A 23,846-nucleotide genomic window follows, 5' to 3' on the forward strand; every position below is an offset into this window, starting at 1 on the left:
ATGAATAAATTTATTGCGCTCCTATTGACTACCCTTGCAATATTTTTTTCAAGCCTAACTTATGCTATCACACTTGATGAACTACAACACCAATTCAGTAAAAATGAGGTGATTCGAGCGGATTTTACACAAAATCGTTATATAAATGGATTATCCAATCCGCTTCATTCAACCGGAAAGATGATTTTATCCCAAAAACGGGGATTATGGTGGCAACAACAAACGCCTTTTACGATGACTTTGAAAATGAATAATCAAAGAATGGAGCAACGCATCGATGATCAAACGCCTCAAATTATTACCGCTGAAAATCAACCTCAATTATTCGAATTTAACCATTTGCTAACAGCTATTTTCACTGCTGATAAACAAAAGTTAGAAAATAACTTCATGATAAATTTGTCTGAACAAGAGCATCAATGGACACTTATCCTTACCCCCAAACTTGCGCCATTGAACAAAATATTTAAAGAGATAATTCTGACTGGTCATAAACATTTAAATACGATAACACTCAATGATATGCAACATGATAAAACAGTGATCACTTTTTCAAAACATCAAACGACTAATTTGACAGAACATGAACTATCATTATTCAAATAATTCAATGAAATCAAAAAAACGAGCTTTTTGGTGGCTGTTAGTCGTTATGGGTTTGATGCTTGCGCTCGGTTATCTTATTTTGAATAGCAAACTTAACAGTAGTGTCTTATCACTGTTACCGAAAGAACAAACTCACGATGTGCCGACAGAACTTATTAATGGATTTCAAGACAGGCTTGATAAACAACTGGTTTGGTTAATCAAACCGACAGATCCCCATAATTTAGCCCCCATAACATGGTGGTACCAAAATCTAAAACAACAGTCTTTCATCGCTCAAGTTAATGGGCTAATTGACGAAAATTTTCAGCAAAATTGGGGGACTTTTACTTATCAATATCGTTATCAATTATTGGATGCAAAAACCATTGAACGACTTAAAACTGGTACTCAATTTAGTTGGATTCAAAGCCAACTTTATTCGCCATTTAGTGGTGTTAGTGCAGCCGAACTTAACCACGATCCCTTATTACTTACCCGTTCATCTCAACTAAATCAACTAAGTGACACGCATCATTTAACAATAAAAAATAATTGGCTAGCAGCCCATGATGCACAAGGTGACATTTGGTATATGATTTATGCCGAATTAAACGGTTCATCGTTTAATATGAACGCTTCACATCAAATGGTGACACAACTTAATTTGTTAGCTGAACAGTTAAAAACAAAGTGGCCTGATACTCAAATTTTAAAACGGGGCGTACTGTTCTATAGTGATCACGCAAGTACTGAGGCAAAAGCAGATATTACCACGATTGGCAGTTTATCCATTATTGGCATTATTATATTAATGATTACGGTATTCCGCTCTGTAAGACCTGTTTTTCTTTCATTGTTATCAATTTTTATTGGTATGATTTGTGGATTAGTTGCGGTTCTCTCAATATTTGGTGAAATTCATATTATGACACTTGTCATGAGTACCAGTATCATCGGCATCACAATTGACTATTCTTTGCATTATCTAACCGAGCGTTTGCTTCATGGCAACCGTGAATCAGCAATATGCAGTTTAAAAAAATTAATTTCTACATTGTCCATTGCATTATGCACCAGCTTTATTGCCTATCTTATTTTATTAATTGCCCCATTTCCTGGTTTAAAACAACTTTCTGTTTTTGCTGTATTTGGGTTAACCGGTGCATTTTTAACAGTCGTATGTTGGTATCCTTTTTTAGTTAAAAAATTACCTGTTCGTGAACAAGTTGGTCAACATTTATTAACATTTTGGCTTCAACTTTGGCAATCGAGCGTGATGCAATGGGGCATGATTATTTTTGCGTTAATCTTTATTGCTTATGGATTAATACATTTAAAAGTTGATGATGATATTAGTAAATTACAAACTTTGCCAGCCGAACTACAACAACAGGAAAAACAGATAGTGAGTATTACACACCAATCAAACGAACAAAAGTGGTTTATTGTTTTTGGCGATAATGCTCAGCAAACATTACAGCGGCTTGAAAATTTTATCCCGCAATTAGAACATGCAAAACAACAAGGCGTATTTACACAATATCAAACGATTAATTTGCCTTCTATTAAAAAACAGCAAAAAAATGTTGCGCTAATTCAGCAAAATGCCCCTAAAATCCTAACTTCATTGCAACAATTAGGTATTAATGCAAATCCACCAAACATTGTGCAACCTATTGATGTTATCACTCCCGAACAATGGCAACAAAGTGTAATTAGTCAAGGTAGAAAGTTACTCTGGTTATCATTGAAAGATGGGAAAAGTGCAACATTAATTCCCATTAGTGGGATTGAGCAATTAACTGAACTTAAAGCGTTATCCAAACCAGATCAAGGTATTTATTGGTTAGATCGCCGTTCAGAATTTAATACCATGTTTACCCATTATCGAATCCATTTATCACAATTAATGACTGGAGCCGTATTATTTATTTGTTTGTGCTTTATTTTTTATAATATCAAACAAGGTTTAAAATTTGCGTTAAAAAGCACATTACCTACACTGTTATCAATTGGTATCGCGCTATCGGTACATGGTATAATAGGGCAAACAATAAATTTATTCTCAATGTTAGCACTGATTCTTGTCATTGGCATCGGTATCGACTATAGTCTATTTTTAAGTAATGATAAAAGCCAAACTCAAAGTGCACTATTGGCAGTGATTTTGGCTGCCTTAACAACATTATTATCGTTTGGTCTACTCATTATTAGCCATACTAGTGCAATTATGGGATTTGGTTTAGTTTTAACAAGTGGCATATTTGGCGCTTTTTTATTTGCTCCACTTGTTATAAGAAATAAAACATAAAACACAAATAAATAGAAATATCAGGAATTTTTGGATGAAGAAATATTTAGTTTTACTGATTTTAGCACTAACAACACTCATTTCAGCGTGCGCACATCAATCTGAACAACCAAAAGCTTGGTTAACTAAGCAAATTAATATCAAATTGCCATCGCCCAAATTTAATCAACCTTATCACGACCAACAACTTCTTAAATTTAAATACCACAATCACGAAAATTCAATTATTACGTTAGTGGATGCGAATCAAAATCAATTGAAAGTTGTGGCATTATCTGCATTAGGAGTGCGGCTATTTGAACTTGAATATGACGGAAAAAATGTTAAAACTAAACAGAACATTTTTGTTAAAGAACTGCCTCCTCCAGAGCAAGTTCTATCAGATATTTTGTTTAGCATTTTACCAACCAAAGAGTGGCAATCTTCATTACCGAAAGGTTGGATTCTGGTTGATAATGAATTTAACCGAATCTTATCAGATGATAAAAATGAACCTATACTGACCATAACTTATCAAGAAAAACTGTCTGATCAGATCCGCAAACCGATCCGAATTGAACATCAAATATTTGGATATCAAATTATTATACAAAGTATGGATACAGCTAAATGATATATATAGCGGCACTTGGTGCAATTAATGCTTTAGGTAATAACCTTACAGAGATAAAACAAAATTTAACAGAAAAATCTGGCGCCAGACACTGTCTGGTTGAAGAAAATCACTGGTTATTAAATGGTAAAAAAACCTGGTTAGGCAAAGTGAAAGACAACTTGCCTGATATTCCAGAACATTTATCCCAATATGGAACACGCAATAATCAATTATTGTATGCAGCTTATTTACAAATTCAGCATGAAATTCATCAAACTATCAAAAAATACGGTACTCAACGTGTTGCTATCATAATGGGAACCAGCACATCAGGAATTCATGAAGGTGATATTTATATTAAACATTGTTTAACCAATAATAACCAACAAAACTTATTTACCTACAATCAGCAAGAATTGGGGGATCCTTCTTCGTTCCTTAAGGCTTTACTAAAATTACAAGGCCCAAGCTATACCATATCAACTGCTTGTACGTCTAGCGCAAGAGCAATTATCAGTGGTAAGCGACTTATTGAAGCAGGTATTGTTGATGCTGCAATAGTGGGCGGTGCAGATAGTCTTGGCAGAATGCCTATCAATGGTTTTAATGCCCTAGAAGCCCTATCAGAAAATCCTTGTATGCCTTTTGCCCAAAATCGTAATGGAATAAATATTGGTGAAGCAGGCGCAATATTTTTATTAACGAAAACTGAAACTAGTGACATTGCTGTTTTAGGTACTGGCGAATCCTCCGATGCTTATCATATATCTTCACCTCATCCCGAGGGCATTGGCGCTGAACAAGCGATGCAATTAGCGCTGGATGATGCCAAATTACAACCAAGCCAAATTGGTTATATTAATTTACATGGTACAGCAACCATATTGAATGATATCGCTGAAAGTAAAGCAGTCTACCGATTATTTAATCAAACATTACCACCCTGTAGCTCAACAAAACATCTGACCGGGCATACTTTAGGTAGTGCGGCTGCCACCGAATTAGCTATTAGTTATTTATTACTTGAACAAAATATTTATCTACCTAAACAAGATTTTTCAATATCGCAATATGATGAAAATCTGGATAAAATCAACATAGTTACTCAAGAAATGATGTTAAAAAAACCTATTATAATGTCAAATTCTTTTGCATTTGGAGGCAATAATACATCACTTATAATTGGAAAAGTTTAATGCAATATCATTTAGCAAGTTATTATTTACCACACGAAAAACCAATGGTCATGATTGAAAAGGTTCACTTTGTTGATGCACAGCAATGCATTTGCAGTGTTGAGGTAAATAAACAAGGCATACTATCCCCTTTTTTAAATGAAGATGATACGTTACCAAATTTTTATGCCATTGAGTTAATGGCTCAAACTATAGGTGTATGGAATGGTTATCATGGCATGGTGAATGATAAAAAACCCACACTTGGTATGTTATTAGGCGGACGCGCAATTAAAAGTACGTTAAACGCCTTTCCATGCAATAGTCATTTAATGATTCATGCAAATTTGGTACTTAATGATGCCAAATTGGCTAATTTTGAATGCAAAATTATGATCAATCAAGAAATCGTTACAACCGGAAAATTAAATGTTTATGAACCAGATGAATGCGAATTAGACAATTTATTTGGTCAACAGCGATTTGGATAGGAGAAGAACAATAATGGAAAGAACAGTACTTGTCACTGGGGCAAGTAAAGGAATTGGTCAAGCGATTGCTTACAAACTTTCACAAGATGGTTTCACTATCGCCGTTCATTACCACAGTGATAAGCAAGGCGCACTTGATACTCTAGCTACCATTGAAAAATTGGGTGGTAAAGCACGTTTAATACAATTTGATGTCAGTAACCATTCGCAATGTCAACAAACGATTGAGCAAGATATTGCACTTAACGGCGCCTATTATGGTGTTGTGAACAATGCAGGAATCATACGAGATGGCGCCTTCCCTGCACTAACAGAAAATGATTGGAAAGATGTTATTCATACAGATCTCGACAGTTTTTATAATGTTCTTCATCCTTGTATTATGCCAATGATTGGACTACGCCGTGGCGGGCGTATTATTGTTATCTCATCTGTCTCTGGCATAGCAGGCAATCGAGGGCAAGTTAATTATAGCGCAGCAAAAGCGGGGGTAATCGGCGCAAGTAAAGCATTAGCACTTGAACTGGCTAAACGAAAAATCACTGTTAATTGTATTGCTCCGGGATTAATTGATACTGGCATATTAGATATGGAGCCCATTGCACTGCAAGAAGCAATGAAAATGATTCCATTAAAACGAATGGGACAGGTTGAAGAAGTTGCGGGGCTTGCCAGCTATTTAATGTCAGATTTAGCAGGATATGTCACACGCCAAGTCATTTCAATCAATGGAGGAATGATATGACCAAAAGAGTCGTTATAACAGGTATGGGTGGTGTCACGGCATTTGGCAATGACTGGTTAAGTGTACAAACAAATTTAAAGCAATTAAATAATGCCGTCAGATATATGCCTGAATGGGAAATTTATGACGGACTGCACACAAAATTGGGTGCCCCTATCGACAATTTTACCTTGCCAGAACATTATACCCGTAAAAAAACTCGCTCTATGGGTAGAGTATCATTACTGTCTACTAAAGCAACAGAACTAGCGTTAGAAAAAGCAGGATTATTAGATGATCCAATCCTAACGAATGGTGAAACAGGTATCGCTTTTGGTTCTTCAACAGGAAGCACTCAGCCGGTTGCTGAATTTGCAACTATGTTAAACGAAAAACATACTAACAACATAACGGCGACCACCTATATACAAATGATGCCACATACAACAGCGGTAAACACTGGCTTATTTTTTGGATTAAAAGGTAGATTGATAACAACCTCGAGTGCTTGTACTTCCGGAAGCCAAGCTATTGGATATGCTTATGAAGCCATTAAATACGGGATGCAAACTATTATGGTTGCTGGAGGAGCTGAAGAGTTATGCCCTTCCGAAGCTGCTGTATTTGATACTTTATTCGCAACAAGCCAATTAAACGATCAACCAAAAAAATCACCACGACCTTATGATCGGGATAGAGACGGACTAGTTATTGGTGAAGGAGCTGGTGCACTTATACTGGAAGAGTATGAACATGCCAAAGCCCGAGGTGCTAAAATATATGGTGAAATTATCAGTTTTAAAACCAATTGCGATGCTAGTCATATTACACAACCACGCCAAGAAACAATTCAAATCTGTATGGAACAAGCTTTACAACAAGCAAGATTAGATCCTAAACAAATTGGTTACATTAGTGCTCACGGTACAGCTACCGCCAGAGGTGATATAGCCGAAAGTAATGCTGTTGCCAATATCTATGGTAACCAAACCCCAATATCGTCATTAAAAAGCTATTTTGGACATACACTTGGGGCTTGTGGTGCAATTGAAGCTTGGTTATCTGTCGAAATGATGCATAGTGGTTGGTTCAACCCAACTATTAACCTTGAAAATGTCGATCCTGCTTGTGGTGACTTGGATTATATTGTCGGTTCAGGCCGAAATTTGGATATTGAATATATGCAAACCAATAATTTTGCTTTTGGCGGTATCAACACTTCAATTATTATTAAACGTATTTAGTTTTTCTAAAAATAACAACTGTATAACTTAATTACAGTTGTTATTTTCTAGGGGGAAGTAATTAATACTCCGTTTCAAGCGAATAAAAAGGGCATTACAGCCCATTTCCTTGTCTGAAAAACAATTTTTCAACGCTTTTTACCACATTTTTTGAGATTTTCTCAGAAAGTTTTTGTCTACGTTGATAACTGACAGAAATAATCTTATGCGAATCTAAATGAGATAAAATAAAATCATCACTGGTACTGATTTGATCCACCAAGCCTTTATCTTTCGCTTGTGTTGCAAACCAGTGTTCACCCGTTGCCACTTGATCGATATCGATATTGGGACGATACTCTTTAACAAAATCTTTAAATAACAGATGAGTTTCTTCAAGTTCTTGTTTGAATTTTTGGCGACCTTCATCAGTGTTTTCACCAAACATAGTTAACGTCCGTTTATACTCCCCTGCTGTTTGTAACTCAATATCCACATCATGCTTTTTAAGTAAGCGATTAAAGTTAGGAATCTGAGCAACCACGCCAATCGAACCAACGATAGCAAAAGGTGCTGCAACAATTTTATTGGCAGTACATGCCATCATATATCCACCACTTGCGGCCACTTTATCAACGACAGCAGTAAAAGGAATATTACGAGTTCTGAAACGTAATAACTGTGACGCAGCTAATCCATAACCATGTACAACACCACCAGGACTTTCAAGTTTAATCACAACTTCATCTTCAGGTTTAATAATCGCTAATACCGCCGTAATTTCTTGACGTAATTCTTCAACTTCGTGCGCATCCATACTACCATTAAAAGATAACACAAATAGTTTGGGTTTGGTCTTTTCGTCCGTTTGGTTAATGGTCTGTGAATCAGACGAATCTTCGGAGATCCCTGCTTTAGGCTGTTCGCCCGCTTTTTCCTGTTTCTTTTTTTGCTTAGCGGCTAATTTTGCCTGTTTCTTCTCAAGCTTTTTCTGTTTTTTGAGATCTTTCATAAACTGCTTAGCTTCGAGCTCGTCCATGCTCGACATTAACATTTCATCTTTAACTTGTTCATACTCTTGACTGACATCTTTTACCGATAAGCGACCAGCAATCGTTGCCGATTTGCGACGCTGACTTAATATGAAGATCAGCACGGCTAAAATTGCAACAACAACAGTAGCTGTTTCAGCTAAGAAAAGAGAATATACTGAAAACCAATTCATTTAATAATTATCCTTTGATTGAATGTTTTATTTATTATAACAATATAATTGAGGATTGTGCCGAAAATCAACAAAGATAAAAATTGTCGCTTTATTCGGCAATTCAAATTATTTATACTGTTAGCCCAATTTATTGTTATATGAGAACGAATATGTCTTTACGCCCAATTACCGAAATTGCCAATCACTGTAATATACCTGAAGAATTTGTCCTTCTTTATGGTAAACATGTAGCCAAGATCGATTTATCCATTATCAAAGAAAATCAAAACAAAACAACAGGAAAATTGGTACTTGTTACTGCTATTACGCCAACTCCCCTTGGAGAAGGTAAAACGGTCAATACCATTGGGCTAAGTGAAGGATTGAATTACTTAGGCAAAAAAGCGATTGCTTGCATTCGTCAACCCAGTCTTGGACCGGTATTTGGTGTAAAAGGTGGCGCAGCCGGTGGTGGGCAAGCCGAAGTATTACCGATGGAGACATTAAATTTACATTTAACGGGTGATATCCATGCGATAACAGCAGCGCATGATTTAGCATCGGCAGCATTAGATTCACGACTTTATCACGAAGATCGTCTTGGTGATGAATTCACAAACGAAACGGGATTACCTCGTTTAAATATTGATATTCATCGCATTGTTTGGAAACGCGTCATTGATCATAACGATCGAGCATTACGTAAAATTACTGTTGGCGTCGGTGGCGGTGTAAATGGCGTTGAACGTCAAGATGGATTTGAAATTACCGCTGCTTCGGAGCTTATGGCAATTTTAGCTTTAGCTTCGGATTTACAAGATATGCGGGAACGCATTGGACGTATTATTTTAGCTTATAATACTAATGGCGAACCGATAACGGCTGAGCAACTTGAAGTAGCAGGTGCAATGACAGTTCTACTTAAAAATGCCATTAACCCAAATCTGATGCAAACTGTCGAAAATACACCGGTTTTAATTCATGCCGGCCCTTTTGCCAATATTGCGCATGGTAACTCTTCTGTTATTGCGGATCGCATTGCATTAAAACTTGCTGACTATGTGGTGACTGAAGCAGGATTTGGATCGGATATGGGGATGGAAAAATTCTTCAATATCAAATATCGCCAAGCAGGAATCAAAGCTGATTGTGTTGTATTGGTAGCAACTGTACGAAGTTTAAAATCTAACAGTGGTAAATATAACATTAAACCGGGTCAACCCATTCCAAAAGAGATATCGGAATCTAATGTTGAATTACTTGAAATTGGCGCAGCTAACTTGGCATGGCATATTAATAATGCCAAAAGTTATGGTTTACAAGTCATTGTGGCTATAAACCGCTTTCCACATGATAGCGAAGAAGAACTTGCTTTCTTACAAAAATACGCGGTTGAACATGGCGCATTGGCGTGTGAAATTAGTGAAGTCTTTACACAAGGTGGTAAAGGTGCTGAAAAACTGGCTGAGCATGTTATCAAAGCTTGCGCTATGCCGAGTACAATTCAATTGCCCTATCCAGATAACATGCCATTGATTGATAAGATTCAAACTATGGTAAAAAAATATGGCGCTAACAAAGCAAATTTATCAGCTAAAGCATTGGAAAACATTAAAGAGATCGAAGCATTGAAACTGGATCATCTGCCACTTTGTATTGCTAAAACACCTATGTCAATTAGTGCTGATGCCAACTTAAAAAATGTCCCTACGAACTTTGATGTCGATATCAGTCATCTAGCCATATCCGCTGGTGCTGGTTTTATTCGAGTTTATGCAGGAAACGTCATGACCATGCCAGGACTTGGTACCAATCCAGCTTATAGGCAAATTGATATTGACAAAGATGGTAATATTATAGGTTTAAGCTAATGCAAGAAGTGATTATGCAAACCAAACAACAATATAAAGCATTTATAGATGAACAAAACTGTATTGGCTGTGGCAAATGTATTCGCGTTTGTCCAACCGATGCAATTGTTGGCAGTAAACAAGTTTTACATACCATTTTGCCACAATTATGTACCGCATGTAGTAATTGTATTAATACCTGCCCAACGGACTGTATTACTTTAAGCACATTAGGCGTGAGACTAAGTGACGCAGAAGAGTTACAGTTAACGCAGAAAAAACAGCAACGGCTCAATCACAATCAGTTAGTCCCACCGACAATATTATTTCCTCGCACTGTGCCAGCAAGTAATACTCAAAAATCGGTCAATCAAACCGATCGTAAACAGTCAATTGCTGATGCGATTGCCAGAGTAAAAGCTAAAAAAAACCTCGCTAAGTAGCGAGGTTTTTATTTAAGACTCAATGCCAACCAATTATTCATTCGGTTAACATCAAACATGTATTAGTCTTTATTGCCACTTCTGAATGCTCGTTTACGATCATTTTCAGTTAAATGACGTTTACGAATACGAATCGATAATGGTGTAACTTCGACTAATTCATCATCATCAATAAACTCTAATGCTTGTTCTAATGACATCTTAACAGGTGGTGAAAGCGTTGTCGCTTCATCGGTACCTGACGCACGCATATTGGTTAATTTTTTACCTGTTAAACAGTTAACCGTTAAATCATTTGATCGAGTATGAATACCAATAATTTGACCTTCATAAACTTCAGCACCATGACCTAAGAATAATTTACCACGATCTTGCAAACTATAAAGCGCATACGCTAATGCTTTACCCGTACCGTTCGAAATCATTACCCCGTTATTACGTTGTCCAATTTCACCCGGACGCACATCATCATAATGACTGAATGTAGAATAAAGTAAACCAGTACCCGAGGTCATTGTCATAAATTCAGTTCTAAAACCGATAAGACCACGGCTTGGAATCACATAATCTAAACGTACACGTCCTTTGCCATCAGGTAACATATTAGTTAAATCACCTTTACGTAAACCAAGTGCTTCCATCACTGAACCTTGATGCTGCTCTTCAATATCAAGCGTCACTTGTTCAAATGGTTCTTGTTTTTTACCGTCAATGTCACGATAAATAACTTTCGGGCGTGATACCCCTAATTCATAACCTTCACGACGCATATTTTCGATTAATACTGATAAATGCAATTCACCTCGACCAGATACTCTAAATGCATCCGGATCTGGCGTTTCTTCTACACGAAGCGCAACATTATGCACGAGTTCTTTTCTTAAACGTTCCAAAATTTGACGTGAAGTGACATATTTACCTTCTTTACCGGCAAAAGGTGAACTGTTGACATTAAAGAACATCGTTACAGTTGGTTCATCAACACTTAAAGCAGGTAAAGCTTCAACACAACTATTATCACAAATCGTATCAGAAATACCTAACTCACCTAATCCGGTTAAAGCAATAATATCACCAGCTTCAGCAACTTCTGCTTCATAACGTTGCAAGCCTAAATGACCTAAAACTTGCCCTACTTTACCCGTTCGTTTATTCCCTTCACTATCAATAATAGTGACTTGTTGATTTGGTTTTACACGACCTCGTTTAATGCGACCAATGCCTATAACGCCAACATAATTATTATAATCAAGTTGTGAAATTTGCATTTGGAATGGGCCGTCTAAATCAACTTTCGGTGGCTCAACATATTTTACAATCGCTTCGAATAATGGAGTCATATCTTCAGCCATATTTTCATGGTCAAGCCCTGCGATTCCCATTAAAGCTGAAGCATAAACAATCGGAAAATCTAATTGTTCATCAGTCGCACCTAAATTGACAAACAAGTCAAACACTTGATCGACAACCCAATCAGGACGCGCACCCGGACGGTCAACTTTATTAATAACAACGATTGGTTTTAAACCATGAGCAAACGCTTTTTGTGTCACAAAACGTGTTTGTGGCATTGGGCCGTCCATTGCATCAACCAGCAATAGCACAGAATCCACCATAGACATAACACGTTCAACTTCACCACCAAAATCAGCATGTCCTGGGGTGTCAACAATATTTATTCGGTAACCATTCCAGTCAATCGCTGTGTTTTTAGCTAAAATGGTAATACCACGCTCTTTTTCAAGCGCATTTGAATCCATTATTCGCTCGTTATCGTCACCACGCAAATTATCAAGCGTACCTGACTGTTTCAACAATTTATCAACCAAAGTTGTTTTACCATGGTCAACGTGAGCAATAATGGCTATGTTTCTTAAATTTTCAATCACAATTAAAATCCCAATTAGGAGACAGATTCTTTAGGCGCAATATTGTACACCTTTTTGATCCAAATGTTGATCTATATCATAAAGTTTCTTTAAAAGAGTGCAATAAATTGATAACCATTTAGAATTTTTAAATTATATTACAAAAAATTAGATTATTAACACACTTCGGCATAAAACTGATCAGCAAACTCTTCTACTTTTGACCAATCTGTATATTCAATCATGGGTTTACTTACATCGGTATCACCTTTTCCAAGCCACATAATAAAACGGATCATATTACGGTCAAACCAATTATATTGTGGATAATAAAGTGCCCCGGCAAAGACAGCTTTGATGGTCGGTTTCCATAATATTTTAGCTAAAAACTTTCTGGTATATAAATTGGTTTCAGGGGTATTTTTATTGGGCTTTCTTGCCACCATATTCACCCCAAAAAATCCAGACTTTATTTGATTTAATTGCTGATAATGAGCATCAATAAATTTTTTCATTATTTTACTGTAAAAACCATAACGAATTGAACTTCCAAGTAGCACAGCTTGATAGGGTGTTAAATCGATTTTGGTATCCGGTAATAACTCAATCACGTCACAATTACACTTGTGACCCAAACGATTTTTTATTCGCTCCATAATTTTGAGTGTTTGTTTTTCGTGCGTAGTATAAAGTAACAAGACTTTAATAGCAGTGGTCATAACATTGCCTCTTTATTTTAAATATCGACTAATTATCAATATTACTTTTTTTATGATAAAAATTAACAAATTCGGGATGATTTCATGCAAAACTTTGATTATAGTATTAAGCTAATTTAACCAGACCGGAACTGAATATGACGATTTCACCTCCAAAACTGAGTGCAATTATTTTGGCGGCAGGAAAAGGCACACGGATGTATTCCAACCTTCCTAAAGTTTTACACAAAATCGGCGATAAACCGATGTTACAACATGTTATTGATACTGTTCAACAACTTAATCCCCATTATATCAATATTATCTATGGACATGGCAAAGATCAGCTTGAAAAGGCACTGGAAAATCAATCTGTAAATCTTGTTTTTCAAGCTGAGCAACTTGGAACAGGACACGCAGTCCAGCAAGCCATACCTTATATTCAAGATGAAGAAGATATTTTGATTTTATATGGTGATACGCCACTTATATCGGTTCAAACATTGCAAACTTTAATTAACAATAAACCCAAACAAGGTATTGCACTGTTAACCGTTAAACTAGATGATCCAACTGGTTATGGACGTATTGAGCGTAATAATGGCAAAGTGACCGCCATTGTTGAACAAAAAGATGCCACGCCAGAACAGCAAAAAATTAATGAAATTAATACGGGTATTATGATCGTAACAGGAAAACTATTGAAAAACTGGTTATCTCGTTTAACAAATCATAATGCACAAAAAGAGTACTATCTGACTGATATTATCAATTTTGCTTATCAAGATGGATATGACATTATTACTGCTCACCCTATTGAACAATTTGAAGTTGAGGGAGTCAATAATCGTCTACAATTGGCCACACTAGAGCGCCACTATCAACAGCGACAAGCAAAACGTTTACTTACCGCTGGCGTGACTCTACTTGATCCCGAGCGATTTGACTTACGAGGTACACTTTCACATGGTATGGATGTCACCATTGATTGTAACGTCATCATCAATGGCAATGTCAAATTAGGGAATAACGTCTTTATCGGTGCTGGATGTATCTTAAAAAACTGCATCATTGGCGATAAGAGTGAAATTAGTCCTTATAGCATAATTGAAGATTCAATCATTGCTGAACAATGTACGATAGGGCCTTTTGCTCGATTACGTCCAGGCTCAAAACTCGATGAAAAGACACATGTCGGCAACTTTGTTGAACTTAAAAAAGCCCATTTAGGCAAAGCCAGTAAAGCGGGTCATTTAAGTTACCTTGGAGATAGTGAAATAGGGAGTAACGTTAATATCGGTGCAGGCACTATCACTTGTAATTATGATGGTGCAAACAAATTTGAAACCATTATTGAAGACGATGTCTTTGTTGGCTCTGATACACAGTTAATTGCTCCAGTGAAAATTGGAAAAGGCGCAACCATTGCAGCAGGAACAACGGTTACTAACAACGTGGGGGACAATGAACTTGTGGTAAGCCGTGTTAAACAAAGACAAATTAGTGGCTGGAAGCGACCTACAAAATCAAAATAGCGAGGAGTAAACTGTGTGTGGAATTGTCGGTGCCATTGCTAACCGTGATGTAGCAGAAATTCTGTTAGAAGGCTTAAAACGATTAGAGTATCGGGGTTATGATTCGGCTGGTCTTGCCATTATATCGCCTCAAGGTGAATTACAAAGAGTAAGGCGAGTTGGAAAAGTCAATAAACTGAAAGAAGCACTTGATAGCAAACCATTAAAAGGCTCGATAGGCATTGCGCATACACGTTGGGCTACACATGGTGAACCGACAGAACTCAATGCGCATCCCCATATTTCCGATTATATTGCCGTTGTTCATAATGGTATTATTGAAAACTATGAACCACTCCGTGAAAAGTTGATTGCTAAAGGCTATCAATTTCGCTCAGAAACAGATACGGAAGTTATTTCCCACTTAGTTCACGATATTATTTCAACTGATAATTGTTCATTAATTAATGCGGTAAAAAAAGCCATACCATTACTACGAGGAGCTTATGGTACCGTAATTATGGACATACGAAATCCTGACCAACTTGTGGCGGCTCGTTCCGGTAGCCCGTTAGTAATTGGTTGTGGTATCGCTGAGCATTTTATTGCCTCAGATCAACTTGCTTTATTACCCGTGACCAATCAGTTTATCTATTTAGAAGAAGGTGATATTGCACTGATTACACACAAAACCGTTTCTATATTTGATAAAAATAACAATCAAGTTAAGCGCCCATTTGTCACCTCTGATGTTAAATATGATGCAGGAAGTAAAACAGGCTATAACCATTACATGCAAAAAGAGATATACGAACAACCTAATGCAATTAAAAATACATTGGAAGGTCGTATACAGCATGGCAAAGTCAATTTATCCGAATTAGGCGAACAATCTAACACGATACTTAAGCAAGTTGAGCATATCCAAATTGTTGCTTGCGGTACCGCGTATAATGCTGGTATGGTTGCTCGCTATTGGTTTGAAGCATTAGCAGGGATTCCTTGTGATGTTGAAATAGCCTCAGAATTTCGCTATCGTAAACCTGCTAAGCGTAAAAATAGTTTATTTATTTCACTATCTCAATCGGGTGAAACCGCTGATACACTTGCCGCATTAAGGTTAGCAAAAGAAAATCACTATTTAAGCACCTTAGCCATATGTAATGTCGCTGCTTCAACGTTAGTACGTGAAGCCGAACTGGTATTATTAACCAAAGCAGGGGTTGAAATTGGTGTAGCTTCAACGAAAGCATTTACCACTCAATTGACTATATTACTACTACTTGTTGCAAAATTAGGTCGATTAAATCAGATGGCTCAAAGCACGGAACAAGCAATTGTCCATGCTCTTCAAACCTTGCCCAATCGTATTGAACAGGTACTCATTGCGGAACCGAAAATCAAAAAACTGGCCGAACAATTTGTTAATAAACATCATGCGCTCTTTTTAGGGCGTGGCGAGCAATACCCGATTGCCATGGAAGCATCATTAAAATTAAAAGAGATCTCTTATATCCATGCAGAAGCTTATGCAGCAGGTGAATTAAAACATGGGCCTTTAGCCCTTATTGATGCCGATATGCCCGTCATTGTGATGGCGCCCACAAACGACATGCTAGAAAAGTTAAAATCAAATATTGAAGAAGTTCGGGCTCGGGGCGGTCAACTTTATGTTTTTGCCGAACAAGATGCAGGATTTATAAGCGATGATACAATGCATATCCTTAACCTGCCTTATATTGAAGAGTTAACGTCACCTATCTACTACACCGTACCGACACAATTATTAGCCTATCATGTGGCTTTAATAAAAGGTACAGACGTTGATCAACCTCGTAATTTGGCAAAATCGGTGACTGTTGAATAGCTTTTTAAATATATTATCTAACAGTCTTAAATTTTAAATTGACCTATCAGACAAGCCTCTTTTTTAACGAGTTTAAATAACCCAATATTATCCTTAGACTGATTGGGTTAAGTAAAAATGGATTAATTCAAAAATTATTTAAGTTTAAGCTGTAGCTTTTTTCTTTTTGAATATAAAGAATAGAATGAATGCGATTAGCATTAAAATGACATGGAAACCTACATAGAAAAAATAAACACCGCTATTTCCGCCATTATTAGCTGCACTTGCTAGTAATAATGAAGGCGATAAAAACGCAGTACTAATAATATTGATTCCGAATGTAACGCCTGAAAGTGTAGGGAATTGGACAAATGTGATCAAAGCTAAAATGCTACAACCCATAGCAATCCATAAACCACCAACTGGAATAAAAATAGATAATGCTGCAAAGATTAATGCAATAATAGATAATGCTTTCATGTATACCTCAATGTAAAAAACTAATCCTAAAATGAATATTTCATTTTCGAAATTATAAATATTAAAACTGCCTTGTAAAGGCAGGTAGTAATGATAACAGAAATTAACTTTACATCAAGTTAAAAGAATCAAATGGTTATCTAAAATATTTCGCTAAAGACCCACTGCAAAGCTTGTTTGAATTGTAATTCAATGACAATCAACAACCGATAAACGGAGTTATACAAAAGGTGACAGCAAAAATTTACTTAAAATATCCTTCTGATTAAATTCATATAAAAATAAGAAAAATTATTAAACCATATAGCGAAGTTAATTTTTCTTAACTCATTTAAAGCTATTTAACATATTGATTAACTACAAAAATATAATATCATTTCTAATTCAAATAATTATTTCCCACGATTGAAAATTAAATTTTTACCTATAATTAACGAATAATTTAAATTTTCGTTGACTTTAAAAATTTAATAACTTAGCATTTATTTTACTTTGTTAACATTTTCTTTACGAATTAATTATAAGAAGCTATTATTCATATAAAAAAATGCGAGACACATCTAAACTCAATGGGTCTCAAATAATCGACCTTAACGAAAATGAGATTAATTTAGTTAACGGTAGTCGTCGAGGAGTCATTAAAGATGGTTATCAAATTTCAAGGGGAAAAAGGTATAGATAAGTGGCATTATGATATTAATATCTGCACGTCATGGTAAATTCTAACTGAGTTTCACTAATATTTATGCAGTAATATAAACTTTTACTGCATAATTTTTTGTCATACAAATTATAGAACAGTTAAAATGAAAAAAATATTATTAAGTGTAGTTTTTTTTGCAATAATTCCATTTTTATCACAATCCCAAGAATTAGAATGGTTCTTAGATGAAGATGAGCAAGGTCTACTATTTATAGCATTAAAAATTAATGATCTTGATGAAGAACTTGTATGTATACTAGATACAGGAACTACAGAGGTCTTAAATTTACCAATAGATACTATTAATAAAATAGAAGATAAAGTTGAAAAAGATGATAAACGAAAGCGTACTGATATACTAGGCAACTTCCAATATTCTCGTCAATTCATGTTACGAAACGTTAAAATTAATAATTTATTTTATGAAAAATTAGAAATTGAAGAGTATAAACCTTGGGGAGCTATTTTAGATATAAATACTGGAGAGAAAAAAGCAAAAAAAGAGCAAAATTTTGATTATCAACATGTTGCAGTAGCTGGTTTAGGCTTTTTTGTAAATAAAGTCGTTACTTTTGATATCATAAGTAACAAACTCATTTTATCTGATAATTTTACAAAACAAATTGAAAACGATTGGTTAGAAATACCTTTCACTAAAGGTTCAAAAGGACATTTAATATTAAATGCTACTGATGATGTCAAAAGTTATGCATTAATATTCGATACTGGTGCAGGAAAAAATATAATTAGTTCTAAAAAACTTTCTAATAACAAAGAATTAATAAAATTAAAGGAGTTTCCTTTTTATATTACGGAACTATCTTTTGTCGATATTCCTAATTTCAAAGATGATTTTATAGTACTTGATGGGTTAACTGATGATTTGCCTGCTGATGGCATACTTGGCAATGATTTTTTATATAGTTATATCGTTAAGATTGATTTTAAAAATCAGAAAATGTGGATAAAACCTCAACCGGAAGAATAATATATCGTAAATTTACGGTATTTAAACTTACTACTCTATCAACATATGCAATATATGAAACAAGAACCAATTTTAAACAATAAAATTGGCATTAAATAAAAAAACTCCATCATAACTAAATTTATAGTAATAATGGAAAAAATTGAATAAGTTAAGAATTAAATTAGAAAGCATGACAAGCAAAAAATATAAATATTTATTTCCATTTTTTCTTTTTGTTAAATTCTTTAGGGTATTCAACCCACCATATCGCAAAAAAATCAATAAAAAACAATACAAATGTTGACCATATTAAAAAATTATAATCTGAATTATACTTGGAAATATCTCCCCCTTTAGATAATAAAAAACCATGAGAAATAGTGACAATATAGCTATAAATTAGACTGATACGCCTCTTCCATATTAACTTAGCATTATATCGATAATCATTAACGGTATATTTTCTAAATTGAAAAGAAATAATAATTCCGAGAAAAGAATACAAATAAAATAAAAAATAATTTAAAAACACCACGTTTATTCATTAACCTCTTCATTATTTTCATCGGAATATATAGGATATGTTGAACCGTCTGGTGTGATACATTTGTAATAACCCGAACTTTTATTAGGATCCGAATTGTCTGCCATAACAAAATTACATGAATGGATTATTTCACCTACATTATTAATATTTTCTGGTTGAGGAATATATAATGCAGGTTCATCAGTCTCTTTATTTTTAAAGAAAATATTTTTAGCTTCATCTACAATGTCAGTTAGAGATATAGCATCACTCACTATCTCAACCGTTAGCCATTTTCCACTCATCTTTTTGAATGCTCTTTGCAAATCCTGAACACCATAATAATATAATTTAAAAACTTCTTTATTTACTGGATTAAATTCATTGATTTTTAATGTTTTATCTAATTTAGGTTCTAATTTTAGTTTACCATGAACTGAAATGCCCAAATCGACGAAATCATAAGCAAGCGAACCAACATATTTAGACACACCCAACACTTGAGCAAATTTTGATCGTGATGATTTTATAAATATTAAACGATATTATCAAGGCAAATAATTTAATTAACTTTATGATTTAAAATTTCTTTTTTTATTATTGGTTATATTTTAAACCGATTACATATAACCATGATCAACTATAATCAGTCTTTTTGATAATCATTTTTGTTATCGTTTTAAATTATCAATTAAAAATATTAAATACTGTTTTTTCAAAATTTTTCAGATTTTTTCCTGCTGCTTTTGAATATTTTTAATTCATCACTCTTAAAATGTGATTTATATCACAAATTTTAAAAATACCCCTCCTTTTGCAACGTGATCTTGATCACGTTTACTGACATTTTCTAATGAATCCACGCCATGAACGTATCTAAAATAATGTTAATTCAATGACATCAATCAATAAGGAAGGTAACGAAAATGAGTCGTTCAAACATAAAAGTTAAAGTCCAAAATTTTGGGCGTTTTTTAAGCAACATGGTTATGCCAAATATTGGCGCATTTATCGCATGGGGGTTGATCACCGCTATTTTTTTATACAATGCAAGGGATCCCAGTGCTGGGGGCTGGTTTCCAAATGAACGTGTATCAACATCGTTTATTGGACCGATGATCACTTATTTACTGCCACTATTAATTGGTTATACCGGCGGTAAACTCATGTATAACGACCGTGGCGCCGTTGTTGGTGCGATTACGACTATTGGCGTAATTGTCGGGTCATCTATACCAATGTTTTTAGGCGCAATGATAGCGGGTCCTTTAGGCGGCTTTATGATCAAGCAATTTGATCGCTTAATAGATGGTAAAGTTAAAAGTGGTTTTGAGATGTTAGTCAATAACTTTTCAGCTGGCATTCTTGGTATGATGCTTGCACTAATTGCTTATTTTGCTATTGGTCCAGCCGTGGCTTGGTTAACCAATATATTGATTATCGCCGTCCAATTTATGGTTGATCATGGATTATTGCCACTCACCTCTATTTTGGTCGAACCGGCTAAAGTTTTGTTCCTCAACAATGCCATTAATCATGGTGTCTTTACCTCATTGGGTGTGACACAAGTAGCAGAAACCGGTAAATCGATTTTCTTTTTAATTGAAGCCAATCCTGGTCCCGGTTTAGGGCTTTTATTAGCCTATATGTTTTTTGGTAAGGGTGTCGCAAAAGGATCGGCTAGTGGTGCTGCGATCATTCATTTTTTTGGCGGAATTCATGAGATCTACTTTCCCTATGTGTTAATGAATCCCCGCTTGATTATTGCCGTTATTATGGGCGGAATGACCGGAATATTCACGTTAACAGTTTTTCATGCAGGTTTAACAGCTCCAGCTTCGCCCGGTTCGATTTTTGCTGTAATGAGTATGGCAAAAGGTTCCTATCTTGGCGTAATGCTTTCGGTCATGGCGGCGACGGCTGTCTCTTTTGTTATGTCAGCGATTTTATTAAAAACAACCAAAACATCGTCTAAAAGTCTTGATGATGCCAAATTAAGTCTCTCAAGCATGAAAGATGAGGCTAAAGGAAGAAAAAATGAAAAGTTTGATCTAACTAAAGTCAAAAAAATAATCGTGGCTTGCGATGCTGGCATGGGCTCAAGTGCAATGGGTGCCGGTGTTTTACGCAAGAAGATTGAAAATGCCAACTTGGCAATCAATGTTAGCAATCTAGCCATTAATGATCTGCCCGATGATGTAGATATCGTCATTACGCATCAAGATTTAACGCACCGAGCCAGACAGTATGCCCCCAATGCTTGGCATATTTCGTTAACTAACTTTTTAGATAGTGAGTTATACAGTCAATTAGTCGACCAACTTAACCAGGCATTAGGAATTGAACAAAAGATAACGACAAAAAATGCCCCCCAAACTTCCGATAATTCCCCTCTCTTCCAATTAACCGACAAAAATATTTTTTTAAATTTAACCGCCAAAACAAAAGAAGAAGCAATCCGTTTTGCCGGTCAAAAATTAGTAGAAAATGGCTATGTTTCCCCTGCCTACATTGAATCGATGCTAGAACGTGAAAAATTGACTTCAACCTATTTAGGTGAATTTATCGCTGTCCCTCATGGCACTATTGAATCTAAAAACAGTGTAATTAATACAGGTATCGTATTTTGCCAATACCCCTCAGGTGTTCAGTTCGGTGATAACAAAGAGGATTACGCCAAAATTGTTATTGGGATAGCTGCACGTAACAACGAACATTTGGACGTGATTGCAAAGCTGACCAACGCTCTCGATAACCCCAATACCATTACAAAACTCACAACAACTCACAGCGTGAAAGAGGTTTTAGCCTTATTAGGCTAATGCTGTTTTTGTACGCCTTACGTTTAGGTAAGAAAACTCGAACATTATTGAAATTCACAAGATATAAGGTATAAATTATGAAAGCATTACACTTTGGCGCGGGTAATATTGGACGCGGTTTTATTGGTAAATTATTATCTGATGCAGGATTTCACGTCACTTTTACCGATGTCAATCAGCAAATCATTGATGAATTGGCACATCGTCATCAATATTCGGTCAATGTAGTTGGAGAAGAAGCAAGTACTGAGATAGTCTATCACGTCGACGCCATTAACAGTACATCACCTAACATTTGCCACCACATTGCAACGGTCGATTTAATCACTACCGCTGTTGGTCCACAAGTATTGAATAAGATTGCCCCAATTGTTGCTCAAGGTATTTTGAAAAGATATCAACACGATAATCAAGCGCCGCTAAATATTATTGCCTGTGAAAACATGGTTCGTGGTACCACTCAATTTAAGCAAGCAATCTTTGCACTATTACCTAAAACATTACATCAATGGGTAGAAACTCATATTGGTTTTGTTGATTCCGCAGTCGATCGCATTGTGCCACCGACCCTATCACCATCAGGTGATATATTAGCCGTAACGGTTGAAACCTTTTCAGAATGGATTGTCGATAAAAAACAATTTATTGGCACTATTCCGAATATAGCCGGTATGGAGCCTGTCGATAATCTTATGGCTTTTGTTGAACGTAAATTATTTACGCTCAATACTGGGCATGCCATTACGGCCTATTTGGGCTTTTACTACAATTTCACAACTATTCGTGATGCAATATTGAATGATCAAATTCGTTTCATTGTTCGTGGAGCAATGGAAGAAAGTGGGCAAGTATTGATTCATCGCTATAATTTTGATGATCAAAAACACATGGCATATATCGAAAAGATTTTATCCCGTTTTGAAAATCCCTATTTACACGATGATACCGCCAGAGTTGGACGTCAACCCATACGAAAATTAGGAGCAAGTGATCGTCTCATAAAACCACTACTTGGCACATTTGAATATCAGATTAACAATTGTAATTTATTGATTGGTATAGCTGCTGCTCTTAACTATCGGAATAGTGATGATGAACAAGCAGTGCAATTGGCAAAACAGATTATTAATCATGGTGTGATACCCACTTTTTGTCAAATTTCGGGCATTGATAGTCATAATTCAGTTGTTCAACCAATCGAAGAACTTTATACTGCAATGCAAAATCATCAATTTTCATTAAAAGATGTCCAATAAAAGATTACAAGAAGATAGGATTCTGGAAAAACTCAATCAGCAAACTGATATTCACAGTTTGCTGACTGTTGCTATTAAACTAATCAACAAAAGTGTGAATCGGTTGATTCTCAATATTTTTTGTAAGGAACCCCATGCTATTAAATTCGTGATTCCGTCACTTGTTGGTAAAAATGGACCTTTAAATGATACATCTGTTTGTTTGAAATTGCTTTTTGCTTTGGGCATTTTAAGCCGTGCAGATTATGAAGATATCGAATTACTTATTGCCATTTTAGATGAACTGGATCTTAGTGATAAACACTATCACTATAGTGACGACGAAATTCTTGGCCCGATAAGCTTATTGCATGATATGGTTTTACCTCAAAATTGGGCATTACAGCAGGATCAAGCAACCGAACTCGGGATTGTCGATAATTTTAAATCATCCATTTTACAAAATCGTTATCAGCAAATGATCCGTTCAGCGCTGATTATTGCGATCACCGCTCTTATACTTCGAATAAGTAATAAATCCAAACATAAAGATCATGATTAACTGTCTATTACC

The 23,846-nt window shown here is 35.5% G+C and carries 20 protein-coding genes; 15 read left to right on the plus strand and 5 right to left on the minus strand.

Going from position 1 to position 23,846, the window contains the following annotated elements:
* The 7 genes from ACGH47_RS03545 to ACGH47_RS03575 are packed head-to-tail and all read left to right on the plus strand — an operon-like array spanning position 1 to position 7,128.
* Positions 1–606: an outer membrane lipoprotein carrier protein LolA gene (locus tag ACGH47_RS03545; RefSeq protein ID WP_411622757.1), complete on the plus strand. Its 606-nt coding sequence runs from the start codon at positions 1–3 to the stop codon at positions 604–606.
* Positions 607–610: 4 nt separating this feature from the next.
* Complete coding sequence (locus tag ACGH47_RS03550; RefSeq protein WP_411622758.1) at positions 611–2,899, plus strand: MMPL family transporter; 2,289 nt, start codon at positions 611–613, stop codon at positions 2,897–2,899.
* A 34-nt stretch (positions 2,900–2,933) separates the two neighbouring features.
* The gene (locus ACGH47_RS03555) at positions 2,934–3,512 is read left to right on the plus strand and encodes a DUF3261 domain-containing protein (RefSeq protein ID WP_267351650.1); all 579 of its coding nucleotides are present in this window, start codon (positions 2,934–2,936) and stop codon (positions 3,510–3,512) included.
* The gene (locus tag ACGH47_RS03560; RefSeq protein WP_411603879.1) at positions 3,509–4,690 is read left to right on the plus strand and encodes a beta-ketoacyl-[acyl-carrier-protein] synthase family protein; all 1,182 of its coding nucleotides are present in this window, start codon (positions 3,509–3,511) and stop codon (positions 4,688–4,690) included. The genes ACGH47_RS03555 and ACGH47_RS03560 overlap by 4 nt, the downstream gene beginning before the upstream one ends.
* Entirely contained in the window at positions 4,690–5,160 is a 471-nt protein-coding gene (locus tag ACGH47_RS03565; protein WP_411622759.1) for a 3-hydroxy-fatty acyl-ACP dehydratase, read from the plus strand. The genes ACGH47_RS03560 and ACGH47_RS03565 overlap by 1 nt, the downstream gene beginning before the upstream one ends.
* Before the next feature lie 13 nt (positions 5,161–5,173).
* Complete coding sequence (locus tag ACGH47_RS03570) at positions 5,174–5,905, plus strand: 3-ketoacyl-ACP reductase FabG2 (RefSeq protein ID WP_411596922.1); 732 nt, start codon at positions 5,174–5,176, stop codon at positions 5,903–5,905.
* Entirely contained in the window at positions 5,902–7,128 is a 1,227-nt protein-coding gene (locus ACGH47_RS03575) for a beta-ketoacyl-ACP synthase (RefSeq protein WP_411622760.1), read from the plus strand. Before ACGH47_RS03570 ends, ACGH47_RS03575 begins: the two co-directional genes overlap by 4 nt.
* 94 nt (positions 7,129–7,222) lie before the next feature.
* Here ACGH47_RS03575 and sohB read toward each other — a convergent pair whose 3' ends face one another.
* Entirely contained in the window at positions 7,223–8,332 is a 1,110-nt protein-coding gene (sohB, locus tag ACGH47_RS03580) for a protease SohB (RefSeq protein WP_411622761.1), read from the minus strand.
* Between the two features lie 152 nt (positions 8,333–8,484).
* Between sohB and ACGH47_RS03585 the strand changes: the two genes are divergently transcribed.
* Together ACGH47_RS03585 and ACGH47_RS03590 are read left to right on the plus strand one after the other, a co-directional pair.
* The gene (locus tag ACGH47_RS03585) at positions 8,485–10,185 is read left to right on the plus strand and encodes a formate--tetrahydrofolate ligase (RefSeq protein WP_411622762.1); all 1,701 of its coding nucleotides are present in this window, start codon (positions 8,485–8,487) and stop codon (positions 10,183–10,185) included.
* A complete protein-coding gene (locus tag ACGH47_RS03590; RefSeq protein ID WP_294826443.1) occupies positions 10,185–10,607 on the plus strand; it encodes an RnfABCDGE type electron transport complex subunit B in 423 nt (140 codons plus the stop codon). Before ACGH47_RS03585 ends, ACGH47_RS03590 begins: the two co-directional genes overlap by 1 nt.
* Before the next feature lie 62 nt (positions 10,608–10,669).
* On the opposite strand, the gene typA is transcribed toward ACGH47_RS03590, so the two are convergent.
* Both typA and hemG read right to left on the minus strand, forming a co-directional pair.
* A complete protein-coding gene (gene typA / locus ACGH47_RS03595) occupies positions 10,670–12,496 on the minus strand; it encodes a translational GTPase TypA (protein ID WP_065559098.1) in 1,827 nt (608 codons plus the stop codon).
* A gap of 155 nt (positions 12,497–12,651) precedes the next feature.
* A complete protein-coding gene (gene hemG / locus ACGH47_RS03600) occupies positions 12,652–13,194 on the minus strand; it encodes a menaquinone-dependent protoporphyrinogen IX dehydrogenase (RefSeq protein ID WP_411622763.1) in 543 nt (180 codons plus the stop codon).
* Between the two features lie 137 nt (positions 13,195–13,331).
* On the opposite strand from hemG, the gene glmU reads away from it, so the two are divergent.
* Positions 13,332–14,708: a bifunctional UDP-N-acetylglucosamine diphosphorylase/glucosamine-1-phosphate N-acetyltransferase GlmU gene (gene glmU, locus ACGH47_RS03605; RefSeq protein ID WP_411622764.1), complete on the plus strand. Its 1,377-nt coding sequence runs from the start codon at positions 13,332–13,334 to the stop codon at positions 14,706–14,708.
* 13 nt (positions 14,709–14,721) lie between these two features.
* Positions 14,722–16,554: a glutamine--fructose-6-phosphate transaminase (isomerizing) gene (gene glmS, locus ACGH47_RS03610; protein ID WP_411622765.1), complete on the plus strand. Its 1,833-nt coding sequence runs from the start codon at positions 14,722–14,724 to the stop codon at positions 16,552–16,554.
* 144 nt (positions 16,555–16,698) lie between these two features.
* On the opposite strand, the gene ACGH47_RS03615 is transcribed toward glmS, so the two are convergent.
* Positions 16,699–17,016 carry a hypothetical protein gene (locus tag ACGH47_RS03615; RefSeq protein WP_267377941.1) on the minus strand — a complete coding sequence of 106 codons (318 nt, stop codon included), beginning with the start codon at positions 17,014–17,016 and terminating at the stop codon, positions 16,699–16,701.
* Positions 17,017–17,822: 806 nt separating this feature from the next.
* Between ACGH47_RS03615 and ACGH47_RS03620 the strand changes: the two genes are divergently transcribed.
* Positions 17,823–18,707, plus strand: coding sequence for a hypothetical protein (locus ACGH47_RS03620; protein WP_411622766.1), 885 nt, complete (start codon positions 17,823–17,825; stop codon positions 18,705–18,707).
* A 519-nt stretch (positions 18,708–19,226) separates the two neighbouring features.
* On the opposite strand, the gene ACGH47_RS03625 is transcribed toward ACGH47_RS03620, so the two are convergent.
* Positions 19,227–19,751 (minus strand): DUF4225 domain-containing protein, encoded by a 525-nt coding sequence (locus ACGH47_RS03625; protein ID WP_411622831.1) that lies wholly within the window; start codon positions 19,749–19,751, stop codon positions 19,227–19,229.
* A gap of 390 nt (positions 19,752–20,141) precedes the next feature.
* Between ACGH47_RS03625 and ACGH47_RS03630 the strand changes: the two genes are divergently transcribed.
* The 3 genes from ACGH47_RS03630 (at position 20,142) to ACGH47_RS03640 (ending at position 23,834) form a co-directional block, all read left to right on the plus strand.
* Positions 20,142–22,037: a PTS mannitol transporter subunit IICBA gene (locus ACGH47_RS03630; protein ID WP_411622767.1), complete on the plus strand. Its 1,896-nt coding sequence runs from the start codon at positions 20,142–20,144 to the stop codon at positions 22,035–22,037.
* Positions 22,038–22,114: 77 nt separating this feature from the next.
* Positions 22,115–23,293: a mannitol-1-phosphate 5-dehydrogenase gene (locus ACGH47_RS03635; protein ID WP_411622768.1), complete on the plus strand. Its 1,179-nt coding sequence runs from the start codon at positions 22,115–22,117 to the stop codon at positions 23,291–23,293.
* Positions 23,283–23,834 carry an MltR family transcriptional regulator gene (locus ACGH47_RS03640; RefSeq protein WP_411622769.1) on the plus strand — a complete coding sequence of 184 codons (552 nt, stop codon included), beginning with the start codon at positions 23,283–23,285 and terminating at the stop codon, positions 23,832–23,834. Before ACGH47_RS03635 ends, ACGH47_RS03640 begins: the two co-directional genes overlap by 11 nt.
* Positions 23,835–23,846: the final 12 nt, after the last annotated feature.

It is taken from the genome of Gilliamella sp. CG16 (assembly GCF_046635785.1).
Classification (GTDB): Bacteria; Pseudomonadota; Gammaproteobacteria; order Enterobacterales; family Orbaceae; genus Gilliamella; species Gilliamella apicola_I.

Bases quoted from the DNA above. Each gene is read 5' to 3' on its own strand.
- ACGH47_RS03545 (WP_411622757.1), top strand. From the start codon at position 1: ATGAATAAATTTATTGCGCTCCTATTGACTACCCTTGCAATATTTTTT.
- ACGH47_RS03550 (WP_411622758.1), top strand. From the start codon at position 611: ATGAAATCAAAAAAACGAGCTTTTTGGTGGCTGTTAGTCGTTATGGGT.
- ACGH47_RS03555 (WP_267351650.1), top strand. From the start codon at position 2,934: ATGAAGAAATATTTAGTTTTACTGATTTTAGCACTAACAACACTCATT.
- ACGH47_RS03560 (WP_411603879.1), top strand. From the start codon at position 3,509: ATGATATATATAGCGGCACTTGGTGCAATTAATGCTTTAGGTAATAAC.
- ACGH47_RS03565 (WP_411622759.1), top strand. From the start codon at position 4,690: ATGCAATATCATTTAGCAAGTTATTATTTACCACACGAAAAACCAATG.
- ACGH47_RS03570 (WP_411596922.1), top strand. From the start codon at position 5,174: ATGGAAAGAACAGTACTTGTCACTGGGGCAAGTAAAGGAATTGGTCAA.
- ACGH47_RS03575 (WP_411622760.1), top strand. From the start codon at position 5,902: ATGACCAAAAGAGTCGTTATAACAGGTATGGGTGGTGTCACGGCATTT.
- sohB (WP_411622761.1), bottom strand. From the start codon at position 8,332: ATGAATTGGTTTTCAGTATATTCTCTTTTCTTAGCTGAAACAGCTACT.
- ACGH47_RS03585 (WP_411622762.1), top strand. From the start codon at position 8,485: ATGTCTTTACGCCCAATTACCGAAATTGCCAATCACTGTAATATACCT.
- ACGH47_RS03590 (WP_294826443.1), top strand. From the start codon at position 10,185: ATGCAAGAAGTGATTATGCAAACCAAACAACAATATAAAGCATTTATA.
- hemG (WP_411622763.1), bottom strand. From the start codon at position 13,194: ATGACCACTGCTATTAAAGTCTTGTTACTTTATACTACGCACGAAAAA.
- glmU (WP_411622764.1), top strand. From the start codon at position 13,332: ATGACGATTTCACCTCCAAAACTGAGTGCAATTATTTTGGCGGCAGGA.
- ACGH47_RS03615 (WP_267377941.1), bottom strand. From the start codon at position 17,016: ATGAAAGCATTATCTATTATTGCATTAATCTTTGCAGCATTATCTATT.
- ACGH47_RS03620 (WP_411622766.1), top strand. From the start codon at position 17,823: ATGAAAAAAATATTATTAAGTGTAGTTTTTTTTGCAATAATTCCATTT.
- ACGH47_RS03630 (WP_411622767.1), top strand. From the start codon at position 20,142: ATGAGTCGTTCAAACATAAAAGTTAAAGTCCAAAATTTTGGGCGTTTT.
- ACGH47_RS03635 (WP_411622768.1), top strand. From the start codon at position 22,115: ATGAAAGCATTACACTTTGGCGCGGGTAATATTGGACGCGGTTTTATT.
- ACGH47_RS03640 (WP_411622769.1), top strand. From the start codon at position 23,283: ATGTCCAATAAAAGATTACAAGAAGATAGGATTCTGGAAAAACTCAAT.